This window comes from Idiomarina sp. 017G (assembly GCF_004362265.1).
Taxonomy (GTDB): domain Bacteria; phylum Pseudomonadota; class Gammaproteobacteria; order Enterobacterales; family Alteromonadaceae; genus Idiomarina; species Idiomarina loihiensis.
Window position 1 is genome coordinate 22,899 of sequence record NZ_SNWT01000003.1, and the last position, 16,554, is coordinate 39,452.

The 16,554-nt window shown below is 46.9% G+C and carries 12 protein-coding genes; 7 read left to right on the forward strand and 5 right to left on the reverse strand.

What is annotated here, in order from left to right:
- Positions 1–290: 290 nt before the first annotated feature.
- From dnaA to gyrB, 4 genes are read left to right on the forward strand one after another with little or no spacing between them, the layout of a single operon-like run.
- Positions 291–1,655 (forward strand): chromosomal replication initiator protein DnaA, encoded by a 1,365-nt coding sequence (gene dnaA / locus DEU30_RS06180; protein ID WP_114981832.1) that lies wholly within the window; start codon positions 291–293, stop codon positions 1,653–1,655.
- A gap of 31 nt (positions 1,656–1,686) precedes the next feature.
- On the forward strand, positions 1,687–2,790 hold the full coding sequence (gene dnaN, locus DEU30_RS06185) for a DNA polymerase III subunit beta (RefSeq protein ID WP_011233266.1): 1,104 nt from the start codon (positions 1,687–1,689) through the stop codon (positions 2,788–2,790).
- A 13-nt stretch (positions 2,791–2,803) separates the two neighbouring features.
- Positions 2,804–3,868, forward strand: coding sequence for a DNA replication/repair protein RecF (gene recF, locus DEU30_RS06190; RefSeq protein WP_114981831.1), 1,065 nt, complete (start codon positions 2,804–2,806; stop codon positions 3,866–3,868).
- Positions 3,869–3,883: 15 nt separating this feature from the next.
- The gene (gyrB, locus tag DEU30_RS06195; protein WP_114981830.1) at positions 3,884–6,301 is read left to right on the forward strand and encodes a DNA topoisomerase (ATP-hydrolyzing) subunit B; all 2,418 of its coding nucleotides are present in this window, start codon (positions 3,884–3,886) and stop codon (positions 6,299–6,301) included.
- An 89-nt stretch (positions 6,302–6,390) separates the two neighbouring features.
- Here gyrB and glyS read toward each other — a convergent pair whose 3' ends face one another.
- Positions 6,391–8,457 carry a glycine--tRNA ligase subunit beta gene (glyS, locus tag DEU30_RS06200; RefSeq protein ID WP_114981829.1) on the reverse strand — a complete coding sequence of 689 codons (2,067 nt, stop codon included), beginning with the start codon at positions 8,455–8,457 and terminating at the stop codon, positions 6,391–6,393.
- Between the two features lie 12 nt (positions 8,458–8,469).
- The gene (gene glyQ, locus DEU30_RS06205) at positions 8,470–9,390 is read right to left on the reverse strand and encodes a glycine--tRNA ligase subunit alpha (protein WP_016341241.1); all 921 of its coding nucleotides are present in this window, start codon (positions 9,388–9,390) and stop codon (positions 8,470–8,472) included.
- Between the two features lie 93 nt (positions 9,391–9,483).
- Between glyQ and DEU30_RS06210 the strand changes: the two genes are divergently transcribed.
- Both DEU30_RS06210 and DEU30_RS06215 read left to right on the forward strand, forming a co-directional pair.
- Entirely contained in the window at positions 9,484–10,083 is a 600-nt protein-coding gene (locus tag DEU30_RS06210; RefSeq protein WP_114981828.1) for a DNA-3-methyladenine glycosylase I, read from the forward strand.
- A 16-nt stretch (positions 10,084–10,099) separates the two neighbouring features.
- Complete coding sequence (locus tag DEU30_RS06215; RefSeq protein WP_114981827.1) at positions 10,100–10,591, forward strand: GNAT family N-acetyltransferase; 492 nt, start codon at positions 10,100–10,102, stop codon at positions 10,589–10,591.
- Positions 10,592–10,609: 18 nt separating this feature from the next.
- Here DEU30_RS06215 and tusA read toward each other — a convergent pair whose 3' ends face one another.
- The 3 genes from tusA to fadB all read right to left on the reverse strand — a co-directional run bounded on the left by tusA (position 10,610) and on the right by fadB (position 14,459).
- Complete coding sequence (gene tusA, locus DEU30_RS06220) at positions 10,610–10,849, reverse strand: sulfurtransferase TusA (protein ID WP_011233273.1); 240 nt, start codon at positions 10,847–10,849, stop codon at positions 10,610–10,612.
- Positions 10,850–11,118: 269 nt separating this feature from the next.
- The gene (gene fadA, locus DEU30_RS06225; protein ID WP_011233274.1) at positions 11,119–12,282 is read right to left on the reverse strand and encodes an acetyl-CoA C-acyltransferase FadA; all 1,164 of its coding nucleotides are present in this window, start codon (positions 12,280–12,282) and stop codon (positions 11,119–11,121) included.
- Positions 12,283–12,302: 20 nt separating this feature from the next.
- Positions 12,303–14,459, reverse strand: a complete 2,157-nt coding sequence (gene fadB / locus DEU30_RS06230) for a fatty acid oxidation complex subunit alpha FadB (RefSeq protein ID WP_114981826.1) — start codon at positions 14,457–14,459, stop codon at positions 12,303–12,305.
- A gap of 135 nt (positions 14,460–14,594) precedes the next feature.
- On the opposite strand from fadB, the gene DEU30_RS06235 reads away from it, so the two are divergent.
- Complete coding sequence (locus tag DEU30_RS06235) at positions 14,595–16,544, forward strand: transglycosylase SLT domain-containing protein (RefSeq protein ID WP_110012853.1); 1,950 nt, start codon at positions 14,595–14,597, stop codon at positions 16,542–16,544.
- Positions 16,545–16,554: the final 10 nt, after the last annotated feature.

Consider the following 16,554-nt stretch of genomic DNA (forward strand, 5'->3'; position numbering starts at 1 on the left):
ATGACCAGAGGCTTTTTTAGGCAATAAATCCTAAAATAATATCATCCACAATCTGTTGAGATTATAACATTAATAATGTGGATAAAATAACAGTTATTCACTATTTGCTTTATTTTCCGATTTTGAGGCAATGTGGCCTTTTAAGCAATTTATGCGCCAGTTTTGGTTTCAATGGCAATTTTTTAACTCCTTTATTGACGCTGTTTTCAGGCAGTTTATGCTAGCGAATATTAGCTGAGTGAAGTACAATCTTTGGTTATGTTTATAAAGAAACGATCCAGGAGAAGAGTGTGAATAATTCGCTTTGGCAACAATGTGCAGAGCGACTGCAATCGGAGTTACCGTTACAGCAGTTCAACACGTGGATCAGACCCCTACAAGCCAAACTCAATGGCGAAACATTAACCTTGTTTGCTCCGAATATTTATTCGGTAGACTGGGTGCGTGATAAATACCTGAAAACCATTAATACCTATTTAGAAGTTTTGTGCGATGACAAAGTGCCTAACGTGGTTTTAAAAGTTGGGGAAGCGTCGCCGACACAACGTGACAGCGGCTCACCGCAACGCGCAGCTGCAACCCGCAGAAAAACACCTAACTTCTCATCAGGTAACACCGATGTGGAAGTGCCTTTTGAAAGCAATATTCATCCGGAATACACCTTCGATAACTTTGTTGAGGGTAAATCAAACCAGTTGGCGCGTGCGGCCGCTATTCAGGTGGCAGAGAATCCTGGCGGCGTTTATAACCCTCTGTTTGTTTATGGTGGTACCGGTTTAGGTAAAACTCACCTTTTGCATGCGGTTGGTAATGGCATTATGGCGCACAAAAAGGACGCCAAGGTGTTTTACATTCGGGCTGAGCGTTTTGTGCAGGACATGGTGAACTCTATTCGTAACAGTTCAACCAACGAGTTTAAGCGTTACTATCGTTCGGTCGATGCGTTATTGATTGATGACATTCACTTCTTTGCGAATAAAAAAGGTTCGCAGGAAGAGTTTTTCCATACCTTTAATGCGTTGTTGGAAGGTAACCAGCAAATTATTATGACCAGCGATCTTTACCCGAAAGAAATAGACGGAGTAGAAGATCGGTTGAAGTCACGTTTTGGCTGGGGTCTTACCATTGCCATTGAGCCCCCGGAATTAGAAACCCGGGTGGCCATTTTAATGCGTAAAGCTGATGAACGTGGTTTGCATATGCCTCACGAAGTGGCGTTTTTCATTGCTAAACGTTTGCGTTCAAATGTTCGGGAGCTGGAAGGCGCATTGAACCGGGTTGTGGCTAATGTGCAACTCACAGGACGGCCTATAACTATAGACTTTGTCCGTGAAGCTTTGCGTGACTTAATTGCCGCCCAGGAAAAATTAGTTACTATTGATAATATTCAGAAGACGGTAGCGGAATACTACAATATTAAGTTAGCCGATATTTTATCAAAACGCCGTAGCCGCTCTGTAGCGCGCCCGCGCCAGTTAGCGATGGCGTTAGCTAAGGAATTGACCAATCATAGCTTACCGGAAATAGGCGACGCGTTCGGCGGTCGTGATCACACAACGGTTTTGCATGCTTGTCGGAAGATACAAGAATTAAAAGATGCGCAGCACGACATTAAAGAAGATTATCGAAATCTAATTCGTACATTGTCGTCATAAAAGTATGTCGTTATAAACAGGGGACTCAGTCATGAAATTTTCAATTAACCGCGATGCTTTTTTAAAGCCGCTGCAGGTTGTAAGTGGCGCTGTTGAACGGCGGCATACCTTACCAATTTTGTCGAATTTGTTGCTTCAGGTCGATAATGGCCAGCTTAAACTAACCGGAACAGACCTTGAGGTTGAACTGGTTTCGGCTGTGCCACTTGAATCTGCCGATATGGATGCGGCTGTTACTGTACCGGCCAAGAAGTTGCTGGATATTGTGCGCAGTCTGCCTGAAGGCTCGACCATCGAGTTTACCTCGCAGGAAGACAGTGCCACAGTTAAATCTGGTCGCAGTAAATTTAAATTGAGTACCTTGTCTTCAGATGACTTTCCAAATATCGACGACTGGAAAAGCGACATCCATCTGGTAACAGAGCAGGCGGTATTAAAAGATTTAATGTTGAAAACGCATTTCTCCATGGCGAATCAGGACGTGCGCTATTATCTAAACGGCATGTTGTTCGAAACCGATAACGGTATGTTGCGTTCCGTAGCGACCGACGGCCACCGTTTAGCCATGAGCACTTGTGCTATTGACCAGCCAGGTTTGGCCCAACGCCAGGTGATTGTTCCGCGTAAAGGTGTAGTCGAATTACTTCGCTTGCTAGGTGATGACGACCAGGAAGTGTCAGTGTCGATAGGAAATAACCATATTCGTGTCGAAACGCCAGAGCTTGTTTTTACAAGTAAGCTGGTAGATGGTCGTTTCCCTGATTACCGTCGTGTCTTACCGAGCGGTGGAGACAAAGTTATTGTTGCCCATCGCGATGCGTTGCGGCAGTCCTTTGGGCGTGCATCCATTCTCTCTAATGAAAAGTTTCGCGGTGTGCGTTTGAACTTGAGTAGTGGTGAACTTTGCATTACGGCAACGAACCCCGAGCAAGAACAAGCGGAAGAAGTGATAGAAGTGGATTATCAAGGCGATGATCTGGAAATTGGCTTCAACGTTAGCTATTTGCTAGATGTCTTAAATAACATTGATGACGAACAAGTTTCCTTTACTCTGTCTGACTCAAATAGTAGTGCATTAATTGAACCTCAGCATGACGAGTCTTGCTGTTACGTTATTATGCCGATGCGTTTGTAACCCTGCCTCGTAAATGTTCATTGAGACGTTGAATTTAAGCCACTTCCGAAATTTCGAGGAAGTGGCTCTATCTCCCAGCCCCAAAATTAATATCATAACCGGCGATAATGGTTCCGGAAAAACCAGTTTGCTTGAAGCTATCTATTTACTCGGTTTTGGTCGTTCTTTTCGGCCGGGTGGTTTTCGTCAGTTAATTAAAGATGGGAACCCGGGCTTTACTGTATTTTGCCGTTCTCAAGATTACGCTATAGGTGTAAGACGTAGTACCGATGGTGAACAGTCGCTTAGGTTGAATGGCGCCAACGTTCAACGCATGTCAGATGTCGCCCGCTTGGTACCGGTACAACTATTAACGCCTGAGTCCGTCGATATTTTGTTGGAAGGTCCTGGGCAGAGAAGACAGTTTATAGATTGGGGAGTGTTCCACGTGGAACACTCCTTTTATTCTGACTGGGTTGCGTACACGCAGCTCCTCAAGCAAAGAAACAGTTTACTTAAGCAGCGCTCGCTTCCTGTAAGAGAAGATCGATATTGGAAGGAGCAGTTAGCCTATTATGGCGAGCGCATTAGTAAAAGTCGCGAAAAATACCTAGAAGAACTGAATGATTATATACAAGAACTAGCGAAATCTTTTCTCTCCGATGTTACAATGGAGGTTCGATTAAAATCGGGCTGGGATACTAGCCAAAGCTTATTTGACGCCTTAGAAAGCCATACAGAGAAAGATAAGAAATACGGCTTTACCTCAGTTGGGGCACATAAGGCAGATATAAAAGTGATAGCGGACGGGGTGGAAGTAAAACATCGCCTGTCTCGCGGACAATTAAAGACCGCGATAACCGCTTTAAAGTTAGCGCAAGGGAAGCATTACCAAAAAATAAAAAGGCAACCCTGCATTTATTTAGTCGATGATTTAACGTCAGAGCTTGATTCAAGAAACCAAGCGTTACTCTGTCGTGAGTTAGAAAATCTAGACGCACAAGTGTTTATCACCGCAATTACTGGAAAGCAGTTGTCGGATAAATTTCAAAAATCACCTCGAATGTTCCACGTGGAACATGGGGTAATAAACGAATGATATCGAGATAATACTATGGAAGAAAATAATTACGGTTCATCGAGTATCAAGGTTCTGAAAGGGTTGGATGCGGTTCGCAAACGCCCAGGTATGTACATTGGTGACACGGATGATGGAACTGGTTTGCACCACATGGTTTTTGAAGTTGTCGATAACTCTATTGACGAAGCCTTAGCTGGTCACTGTTCAGAAATTATGGTTATCATCCACTCTGACGGTTCTGTTAGTGTGAAAGATGATGGTCGTGGAATTCCAGTTGATATACATGAAGAAGAGGGTGTTTCAGCTGCTCAGGTTATTATGACCGTACTGCACGCCGGCGGTAAGTTCGACGATAACTCTTATAAAGTATCCGGTGGTTTGCACGGGGTTGGTATCTCTGTTGTAAACGCGCTATCTGAAAAACTGCAGTTGACCATTCGTCGACAAGGCCAGGTTTACGAGCAGACTTATCATATGGGTGAGCCTGACAGCGATGTAAAACCTGTTGGCGATACTGATACAACGGGTACAGAACTACGTTTTTGGCCTAGCCATGAAACTTTTACCAATACTGAATTTCACTACGATATTCTGGCCAAGCGCCTGCGCGAACTTTCGTTCCTGAACTCTGGTGTTGGCATTCGGTTGCGCGATGAGCGTGACGACCGCGAAGATTTATTTAAATACGAAGGCGGTATTGCTGCCTTTGTTAATTATTTGAATAAGAATAAAACGCCAATTCACCAGAAAGCATTTTACTTCACAATACAAAGAGAAGACGGTATTGGTGTTGAAGTCAGCATGCAGTGGAATGATTCATTCCAGGAAAACATCTATTGTTTTACCAACAATATTCCGCAGCGTGATGGTGGTACACACTTAGCCGGCTTCCGTGCTGCTTTGACGCGTACACTGAACACCTACATGGAGAAAGAGGGTTATAATAAAAAATCAAAAACCTCTGCAACGGGTGACGATGCGCGTGAAGGTCTGACCGCCATTATTTCTGTTAAAGTGCCTGATCCTAAGTTTTCGTCTCAAACAAAAGACAAGCTGGTTTCTTCAGAAGTGAAATCTGCTGTTGAGCAGACAATGAACGAGCAATTAGCGGACTATTTATTAGAAAACCCGGGCGAAGCGAAACTTATCATCAATAAAATTATTGATGCAGCAAGAGCTCGTGAAGCCGCTCGTAAAGCACGTGAAATGACACGCCGTAAAGGTGCTCTGGATATTGCGGGCTTACCTGGTAAGTTGGCCGATTGTCAGGAAAAAGACCCGGCACTGTCTGAACTTTATATTGTGGAGGGTGACTCTGCAGGCGGTTCCGCTAAGCAGGGTCGTAACCGTAAAAACCAGGCGATTTTGCCACTTAAAGGTAAAATTCTTAACGTAGAAAAAGCGCGTTTTGACAAAATGCTGTCTTCTGTCGAGGTTGGTACATTAATTACTGCTATGGGCTGTGGTATTGGCCGTGATGAGTACAACCCGGATAAAACACGTTATCACCGTATTATTATTATGACGGATGCCGACGTTGACGGATCACACATTCGTACTTTGTTATTGACGTTCTTCTATCGTCAAATGCCTGAAATTATCGAGCGCGGATACATCTATATTGCTCAGCCCCCGCTGTACAAAGTGAAGAAGGGCAAGCAGGAAGTTTATATTAAAGATGACCCTGCGTTGATTCGCTACTTAACCAGTTTAGCTCTGGATAATGCATCTTTACATGTTAACGAAACCGCACCAGGTATTTCTGGTGAAAAGCTCGAAACTTTGGTTAACGGCTATCAGATGGCGCAGGAAAATATTAAGCGTTTAAGTCGTCGTATGCCTGAGCGTTTCTTACAGCGTCTGTTCTATGCGCCTCGTTTAACGGATGATCGTTTGAAAGATAAAGATTACATGGAGAAGTGGGTTAAAACATTAAACGATGACCTAACTGCCCGTGAAATTAATTCGGCAACTTATACCGTTTCTTTGCATGAAGATACTGAACGCAAGATGTGGTTACCTTCGACGACGATTCGTCAACACGGTGTCGACACAGATTACCCGCTGAACTATGAATTCTTAATGTCTAAAGACTACGAACAAATAGTGACGCTTGGCGAAGAGATCGACTCTTTGGTTGAGCCGGGTGGCTATGTGCTTCGCGGTGAGAAGAAGCAGCCAGTTACACACTTCGTTGAAGCTGTGGAATGGCTTATTGGTGAATCCAAGCGAGGTTTATACGTTCAGCGTTATAAAGGTCTGGGCGAAATGAACCCTGACCAGCTGTGGGAAACTACGATGGACCCTGATACTCGCCGTATGCTTCAGGTAACTATTGAGGACGCTATTGGCGCAGATCAGCTGTTCACCACGTTAATGGGTGATGAAGTTGAACCGCGTAGAGCCTTTATTGAATCCAATGCTCTTAAGGTTGCCAATTTGGACGTCTAGGCTTAACAGCGATGTTAGCAACAGGCAACAAAAAAGCCGGCTCATGAAAATGAAGCCGGCTTTTTATTTATTAAAAATCAAAGCGTTAGTTACTGAAGCAAAGAAATATCCGCTATTTCTAAGAACAGCTGACGCAAGCGGAACAGCAAGTTGAGGCGGTTAATTCGGACTTTATCGTCGTCGGCATTGACCATGACATGCTCAAAAAACGCATCCACAGGCTCTTTAAGCTCTGATAAATGCGTGAGAGCGTCACTGTATTTACCAGCGGCAATCAGTGGCTTAACAGCGCCTTCCGTTTGTTTAACCAAACGATAAAGTGTTGTTTCAGACTCTTCCTGTAGAAGAGCTTCATCCACGTTACCGGATATCTCCTCGTCTGATTTTGCCAGAATATTACCTACGCGCTTATTGGCTGCGGCAAGGCTGGCTGCAGAATCCATAGACTTAAATGACTGAACAGCCTTTACTCTTTGGTCGAAGTCCGTTGGCTTAGAGGGGGAACGGGCAAGTACCGACTGAATAACATCGACGGTAATGCCTTGATCCTGATACCAGGGACGAAAACGACCGAGTAGAAAATCAAAAACATCAGTAGCGACAGTGTTATTCGATAGCTTGTCACCAAAGCCTTCGACGGATGCCGCTAACAGTTCATGTAAGTCTAATGAAAGCTTACGTTCTACCAGAGTACGCAGCAAACCAAGAGCGGCGCGGCGCAGAGCGAATGGGTCACGGTCACCTTTAGGTACCTGACCAATACCGAATATACCGACCAGTGTGTCGAGTTTGTCCGCTAAAGCGACGGCACAAGCCTCTTTAGTTAAAGGCAGTTCGTCACCGGAAAAACGAGGCCAGTAGTGTTGTTCTATTGCTTCAGCAACAACCGGGCTTTCGCCATCGTTCAAGGCATAGTGTTTACCCATAACGCCCTGGGTTTCAGGGAACTCAGAAACCATATCGGAAACCAGGTCAGCCTTGCACAGCAAACCTGCTCGTTCTGATGCTTTTACGTCGGCAGTTAACTGGTTTGCAATTTTCCCTGCTAACACCGATATACGACGAGCTTTGTCGCCAATACTGCCCAGTTGTTTTTGGAACAGAACAGAGTCCAGCGCAGCAACTCGTGATTCCAGAGTCACCTTTTTGTCAGACTCAAAGAAAAACTGTGCATCCGCCAGGCGAGGGCGAACGACTTTTTCGTTACCTTTAATGATCTGCTGAGGGTCACGGCTTTCAATATTGGTAATGAAAATAAACTGTGGCAGTAAGTTACCTTTGCCATCTTCTACCGGAAAGTAACGTTGGTCGTCTTTCATGGTAACGATAAGCGGCTCTTTTGGTACCGCGAGGAAACCTTGATCGAAACTGGCTGTTAAAGCTACCGGCCATTCCACCAGGGCTGCAACTTCCTCAACTAACTCGTCATCCTGAATAACCTGGCCGCCGAGTTCTGAGGCAAGACGTGATACTTCCGACTGAATGATTTCAATACGCTCTTCGAAGTTAGCGATCACTTTCGCTTCACGGAGCTTAGATAAGTAGTTGTCGACATGATCGAGCTCAAAACCTTGGGGTGAATGAAAGCGGTGGCCCTGGATAAAACGAGCACTCTTCGTTTCCAGAATTTCGGCTTCAATAAGTTCGCTGCCCAGCATGACAGTGAGTGTGTGCACAGGACGAATAAATTGCGCGGTGCTGTCGCCCCAACGCATCGGTTTCGGAATAGGCAGAGCTTTAATTGCTGCTTCCAAGATACCCTGAACTAAGACAGATAGCGCCTGACCTTTTACTGTCGCCTTATGCAGTAACCATTCGCCTTTGTCTGTTTTAAGCCGGTCAGCCTGCTCTACAGTAATGCCGTTGGAGCGAGCCCAGCCTTCGGCAGCTTTAGTTGGCTTGCCGGTATCGTCAAAGGCCACATTTATTGCTGGCCCGCGCTTCTCGACTTCTTTGTCCTGCTGTTCGGTTTCAACTTGTTTCACCAGAACGGCTAGTCGGCGAGGGGTTGCATACGCCTCGATGCTATCAAAACTGAGTTCTGCGTTTTTTAAGCCTGACTCAATACCCGACTTTAAGCTGTCACGCAGCGACTTTAAGGCTTTTGGAGGAAGCTCTTCAGTACCTAACTCAATTAATAAGTTTTCTTTTTGCACGCTCTGCTCTCCTTAGTTCGCTGCTGGTTTGTTTTTATCGTCGGCTAAAGGGAAGCCAAGAGCTTCGCGCGTCTGGTAATAGACTTCGGCAACGGCTTTTGCCATGGTTCTGACGCGAAGTATGTAGCGCTGTCTTTCGGTTACAGATATCGCGTGTCTGGCATCGAGCAGGTTAAATGCGTGAGATGCCCGCATAACCTGCTCGTACGCGGGTAAAGCCAGAGACTTCTCTATTAACAGCTCACATTCTTTTTCGCAGTCGTCGAAGCGGCGGAACAACACGTCAACATCGGCATATTCAAAGTTGTACGTCGATTGCTCAACTTCGTTCTGATGGAAAACATCCCGATACAAGATTTTACCGCGCGGGCCGTCGGTCCAGACCAGGTCGTAGATGCTGTCCACGCCCTGAATGTACATAGCTAAACGCTCAAGGCCGTAGGTGATTTCTCCGGCCACGGGGCGACATTCGATACCGCCTACCTGCTGGAAATAAGTAAACTGAGTGACCTCCATACCGTTAAGCCAGACTTCCCAGCCCAGACCCCAGGCACCCAGAGTAGGCGATTCCCAGTTGTCTTCTACAAAGCGTATGTCGTGAGTTAGTGTGTCAAAGCCCAGCATTTCTAAAGACCCCAGATAAAGCTCCTGAATGTCCTTAGGCGATGGTTTCATAATGACCTGAAACTGATAATAGTGCTGCAGGCGGTTCGGGTTTTCACCATACCGGCCATCGGTCGGGCGGCGGCAGGGTTGCACATAGGCAAAACTGGCTGGCTCCGGACCTAATGAGCGCAGAAAGGTCATTGGATGAAAGGTACCCGCACCAACCTCCATATCCAGTGGTTGAACCACGGCACAGCCTTGCTGAGCCCAGTAATCCTGAAGAGCAAGAATAAGCCCCTGAAAGGTTTTCACATCGTACGTCGACATACGCATTCTCTGCTTTGTTATTTGTGGTTGACCGAAGGTCGAAAAATATGCGTAGATTATACCCTCTGAATCGCCTTGGTTATAGGGGAAGGCATGACAAATAATCAGCCAGAACGGTGTTCCTGGTGTGAATCTGCTGACGACTACCGCGCTTATCATGACAATGTGTGGGGGCGTCCGGTAAGCGACCCGATAGAACTTTTTGCTAAATTGTGCCTAGACGGGCAGCAGGCGGGACTAAGTTGGTTAACTATTCTGCGCAAACAGAGTGGTTACGAGAAAGCCTTTTTAGGCTTTGACCCACAAGCTATTGTGGCTATGAGTGACGCTGATCGTGAATTGTTGTACAGCAACCGTGATATTATCCGTAGCAAGGCCAAAATTGATGCCATTTTTACTAACGCTGAAGCGTATTTAAGAATGGAAGAAAAGGGCGTTAAGTTTGAGCAGTGGCTGTGGGAGTTTGTAGGTGGCTCACCGATTATTAATGCGTACCCGACGCAAAGTGAGATCCCAACAGAAACCAAGGCTTCCCAAAGCATGGCAAAAGCGTTAAAAAAGGAAGGCTTTAAGTTTGTCGGACCGACCATTTGCTATGCTTTTATGGAAGCAGTTGGTATGGTGAACGACCATGTTACTAGCTGTCATTGCTATCAGCCTGTTGCTGACCGAATGAAACAGTTTACGTTGTAAAATGAGCGAAGGAAGAATGATAGAAATTACTCTAGCGGACTATAGCAACCCCAAACACCGTAATGCCGTTATTGCTATGTTAGACGCTTATGCCAAAGACCCAATGGGTGGCGGTGAGGGCATATCTGATGACGTTAAAGAAAGCTTGATAGACGAAATGGCAAAACGAGACCATGTGTTTTCTTTGCTGGCCTACGATGGCGACACTCCGGTTGGCGTTGCAAACTGTGTAGAAGGCTTTTCAACCTTCGCAGCAAAACCACTAATGAATATTCATGACATAGCCGTTATTCCCGAATATCGGGGTCAGGGCGTTGCTAAAAAGCTTTTAGAAGAAGTGAAAACGCTGGCGGAATTTCGCGGCTGCGTGAAGCTGACACTGGAAGTGCTTGAAAACAATGACCGGGCGAAAAAAGCCTATGAGAACTTCGGCTTTGCACCTTATGAATTAGGTGACGTAGGTCAGGCCGAGTTTTGGGAAATGTACTTAAATAAAGACAAAGCCTGACATCTAAGCGTCAGGCTATTAATGAGATTTCCTAACCCAGTAGCGGTAGGGGATTTCTTCGGTTTCAGAACCAACCAATTCATGCTCCATAAACTCGCAAAAGCCCGGAATATCCCGGGTTGTTGCGGGATCATCCGCAATAATCAGTAACACCTGACCAACATCCATTTTACGAATAGCCGCACGAACTAACATTACGGGCTCTGGGCATTTAAGGCCTAAGGTATCGAGTTCTTTGTCGCAGTTAATCTGGGTCATGACTTCTTTCAACGATGTTAAGCGAAATTGCCGAGCAGTTTAACACTTTCGCGCTTAATAGGTGAGGGGGAGTGATGGATTGCGCCGCTGTTTGTTGGCGGGAAAGACTCAGAAACTGTCTGCAGCCATGGATGGCTGCAGTCAAGCCCCCAAGGATGGGTTCACGGCGTGTTTCTGAGTCTTTCCTGACAATAAAAAGGGGCGAGCCTTCGCTCCCCCCTTCCTCTGAGCAGTTAAAGTGTTAAACCGCCCTAATTTTTCTGTTTCTTTTAAACGCGTTCGAAGACAGTAGCAATACCCTGGCCAAGGCCAATGCACATGGTTGCTAAGCCAAGCTTCGCGTCTTTCTCTTCCATTAAGTTGATTAGCGTCGTTGAGATACGAGCGCCAGAACAGCCTAATGGGTGACCTAAAGCGATAGCACCGCCGTTCAGGTTCACTTTCTCTTCCATCTTGTCGAACAGTTTTAAACCTTTAAGTACAGGCAGTGACTGCGCGGCAAAGGCTTCGTTCAGTTCAACAACGTCGATGTCGTCAATAGACACACCAGCACGCTTCAGCGCTTTTTCTGTTGCCGGAACCGGTCCGTAACCCATAATGGACGGATCGCAACCTGCAACGGCCATTGAGCGGATTTTAACGCGTGGCGTCAGACCCAGTTCTTTGGCTTTGTCGGCAGACATAACCAACATGGCTGCGGCGCCGTCTGACAAGGCTGACGAGGTACCAGCGGTTACCGTACCGTTAGCAGGGTCAAACACTGGGCGAAGCTGTGACAAGCCTTCAGCAGTGGTTTCTGGGCGAATCACTTCGTCTTCAGTAACACGTACCAGTTCGCCGTCGGCGTTGTGGCCATTCATTGCGTAAATCTCTTTAGCAAAGCGGCCTTCAACCGTCGCCTCGTGCGCTTTTCTGTGAGAGCGTGCACCAAATTCGTCTTGTTGTTCGCGGGTAATACCGAACTTACGAGATAACAGTTCAGCGGTCATACCCATGCTGCCAGAGGCTTTCGCTACAGACTTGTTCATGCCCGGGTGAAAGTCAATTCCGTGAGTCATTGGTACGTGACCCATGTGCTCAACACCTCCAGCCATAAAGATATCGCCGTCGCCGTTCATAATAGCGCGCGTAGCGTCGTGCAATGCCTGCATTGAAGAGCCACACAAACGGTTAACCGTTACACCGGCCACTTTATGCGGAATACCGGCTATTAATGCTGAATTACGCGCAATGTTAAAACCTTGCTCTAAGGTTTGTTGTACACAACCCCAGTAAATGTCTTCCAGTTCTTCCGGGTCAACTTCCGGGTTACGCTCAAGTAAGCCCTTCATCAGCGCAGCTGAGAGGTCTTCGGCACGAGTATGGCGGAAAACACCATTTTTTGAACGCCCCATTGGCGTACGAATACAATCTACTATGACGATGTCTTTCATTTTAATAACCTCCTCAAGCCTTACTTCGCGCTGGTTGTGTCAAAGTAAGATTTACCGGCTTTAGCCATTTCGCGCATGCCGTCGGTAACCTGATAAATTTCACCCAGGTGCGCGTACTTGTCTGCCAGTTGAATAAAGTTGTCCATGCCAAGCGTTTCCAGATAACGGAAAGGGCCGCCGCGGAATGGAGGGAAGCCTAAGCCATAAAGCAGCGCCATGTCTGCTTCGGCAGCAGAGCCAACAATGTCTTCTTCCAGACAGCGAACCACTTCGTTCACCATAGGGATCATGCAGCGCGCAATGACTTCATCAGCATCCAGTTTCTTGCCTTGCTCACAGCCTAATAGCTCGTAAGTGGCAGGATCCGCTTCTTTGGTTGGCTTTCCTTTTTTGTCGGTGCCGTAAACATAGAAGCCTTTGCCGTTTTTCTGACCGTAACGCTCAGCAGCTGCCAGTTTAGCAATGGCGCTGGACTCGTCGCGTTTCATGCGGGTCGGGAAGCCTGCTTCCATAACAACGGTACAATGATCAGCTGTGTCAATACCAACAACATCGCTTAAGTACGCAGGACCCATTGGCCAACCGAATTGCTTCTCCATAACCTTGTCGATGCCGACGAAATCAACGCCTTCATCAACCATGCCAGCAAAGCCTGCCAGGTAAGGGAATAATACGCGGTTTACTAAGAAGCCCGGGCAGTCGTTAACAACGATAGGAGTTTTGCCCAGCTTAAGTGCATAAGCGACTACCGCATTAACAGTGTCATCTGAGGTTTTCTCGCCACGGATAATTTCAACCAATGGCATTTTGTGTACCGGGTTGAAAAAGTGCATTCCGCAGAATTTCTCAGGGCGCTTCAGGTTTTTAGCCAGTTCAGTAATAGAAATGGTCGAGGTATTTGAAGTCAAAATGGCATCATCGCCAATTACGCCTTCAATTTCAGCCAGCACCGAGCCTTTAACTTTCGGGTTTTCGACAACGGCTTCTACGACAATATCGACGTCTTTGACTGCGTCATTCAGCAACGTAGGCGTAATAGAAGACAAGATTTTAATCATCTTCTCGTTGTTTACCTTACCGCGCTCAACACCTTTTTTCAGGATCTTGCCGGCTTCTTTCATGCCTAAGTCTAAAGCGTCTTGCTTAATGTCTTTCATAACAGCCGGTACGCCTTTAAGCGCTGACTGGTAAGCGATACCGCCGCCCATAATGCCGGCACCTAAAACACCTGCTGTCTTAATTTCTTTGGTTGCTGCTTTAGCGTATTTTTTCGACTTACTTTTAACTGCCTGATCCGCCAGGAAGATACCAACTTGAGCCTGACAAGCCTCGGTTTGGGTGAGGTCGAAAAACGCGTTGTTTTCAGCTGTTAGCGCGCCTTCACGATGCTCGCGGGCACCGTTTTCAATGGCTTCTAAGGCTTTATGAGGCGCCGGGTAATGTTTGCCTGCTTTTGCCGTAATCATGCCTTTGGCGGTAACCAGCGACATCATCAGTTCGGTGTCGTTAGCTTTCAGCGGCTCTAACTTAGGCTGGCGCTTGGCTTTCCAGTCCTGCTGGCCGGCTGCTGCGGCTTTAGCTAAGTTGAGTGCGGCTTTAGTCAGGTTTTCCGGTTCAACAACCGCATCCACAGCACCAACTTTCAGCGCATCAAGGGCTTTGTTGTTTTTACCTGTGGTTATCCACTCAAGCGCGTTGTCCGGACCAATCACGCGAGGTAAGCGCATGGTGCCGCCAAAGCCAGGGATAAGACCCAGTTTAACTTCTGGCAGGCCGATAGTTGCTGTGGTGTCCGCAACACGGTAGTCACAAGCTAACAATGCTTCACAACCGCCGCCCAGTGCGAATCCGGTTACGGCTCCAACGGTTGGAACTGGCAGGTCTTCTAATTGATCAAACACGCGTGAGGCTTTTGCCACCCAGCTGCGGGTTTTTTCCTGATCAGAGAATAGCGTCAGGAACTCGGTAATGTCAGCGCCGACAATAAAGGTCGACTTGCTGCTGGTAACAATAACGCCACGTAAATCGTCAGTGTTCTGTAATTTTGTCAGTGCTTCACTGAATTCTTCTAATGTAGCCTGGTCGAATTTATTAACCGAGCCTTTCGCATCAAATTGTAATTCTGCGAAACCTGGTTCGATAAAATCGACCCGAATGCTTTCACCTTGATAGATCATCTTGGGTCTCCCACGACTTCCATTAATTTGTTGCTATAAAGAAACTGATTCTGCTATAGCTTTGGGTTAAGGTAGACAGAGTTTGGCGCGAATACGCCAATTTTTCAACGGTTATTTAAACATGCGTTTGAATCAATGAAAAAGCAGTCGTTTATCATACGTTACAGTGCGCCATTGTTTTTCGTGTTGTTCCTGCTAAGCAGTGGTGCGGTTCAGTCTGAACCTGTTGATACAAAACAACGGGAGCAGCAGCGTGAGCTATTCAAAAAAGCGGAGTACGCGGCTAAACGTGGCCGCTTGGGCGAATACCGGCTATTACTTGAAAAGCTGGAGGGTTATCCTTTAGTGCCGTATCTGGAATTGGCCCGGCTGGAGCAAGTTGGATATCTGGCCAATGAAGACCGCGTGCTGGATTTTCTCGAAAAGTATGAAAAGACTCCCCTCGACTGGCAATTAAGACAACCCTGGCTTACCTATCTGGCGGGACAAAATGAATATTCACGCTTTATTCGGGATTTCCGGCATCCGGGAACCCTAACTCATCGTTGTCAATTTATAGAGTCTCAACGTAAAACGGGTTTGGGGGACGGGCCTTTTAGGCGGCAGGTGGATGCTATCTGGAAGCATGGATTTTCGCTTCCGTCGGCTTGTGACCCTATTTTGGACGAATGGACGAAGTTGGGTGGGCGCACCGAAGAAAAAGTGTGGGAACGATTGGAATTGGCTGCTGAGCACGGTAACCCGACTCTGCTCCCGTATTTAACCGACTTATTACCTGAGTTACAGCAGTATCTTGGGGAGTTTTATCATAAAGTGAGGTACTCACCGGCTGCCATTGAAGACGGCTCCTGGTACAAAGGGCGCTACCCTGGAAAAGAGGCACAAATAGTTACCTATGCTTTAACCAAGCTGGTTTGGCGTGATGAAAACATTGCTCTGCGAAGCTATAAAAAGCTGAGTTCACAACTGCCCTTTACCGAACAGCAAGAGGGCCGCATCGCCGAAGAATTTGCTGTTGCGTTAAGCTTAAACTCTCATCCCGAAGCTCGTGTCTGGCATGATCGCGTTCCGGTAACCGCGCTAAATGAACGGGTTTTACAGTGGCGTTTGGCTATTTATCTTAAGGACAAAGATTACGAAGGCCTTAGAGACGCGATTCAAAGCTTGCCGGTTGCCATTCGGCAGGGTAACCAATGGCGTTACTGGCTGGCTCGCTCCCAGGAGGTAACCGGTAATGCTTTGGCCGCACAAGAGCTGTATGAAGATTTAGCCGATGAGCGCCATTACTACGGGTTTCTGGCGGCCGCGCGGTTGCAAAAGCCGGTGAGTCTTGAGCAGGAGAAACTTGAAGTCAGTGTTGTTCAGCTTGAGCAAATTCGTAATCATCCTAGCGTGCAACGTGCATACGAATTGATTCAACTGGAGCGTTGGGTCGACGCCCGACGCGAATGGAACCATTTATTAACGCAGCTTGATGGCGAGGAACAAAAGGTTGCGGCATATCTGGCGAGCGAATGGGGATGGCACGATCAGGCAATATGGACACTTGCGCAAATAGGGCACTTTGACGCTGTGGGGATTCGTTTCCCTTTAGCTTACAAAGACATACTAGGGCGGGCGTCACAGGCTGCCGGAATTGATGAAAACTGGGCTTTAGCTATTACGCGCCGGGAAAGTAACTTTCGGCACGACGCGTATTCAAGTGCTGGTGCAAGGGGACTAATGCAGATTCTGCCTGGTACTGCAAAGCAACTGGATACTAAGAATAATAGCTGGCGGCGGTTGAATGACCCTGCCGTCAATGTGCGCCTGGGCACGGACTATTTAAGTCGACTGAAACACCGCTTTGAGAATAATTGGTTATTAGCTACGGCAAGCTATAATGCAGGCTACTATCGAGTTAAAGAGTGGTTACCTGACGAGCCTGTTGCTGCCGATGTGTGGGTCGAAACCATTCCGTACCATGAAACCAGAGATTATGTAAAAGCAGTATTGAGTTATCAGCAAATTTATAGGATGTTGGGTGGTAACGAGGATAATTTGTTTGAGCAAGTTGTTGATATGACAATTGTTGATACTGAATAAGGCGATCCAA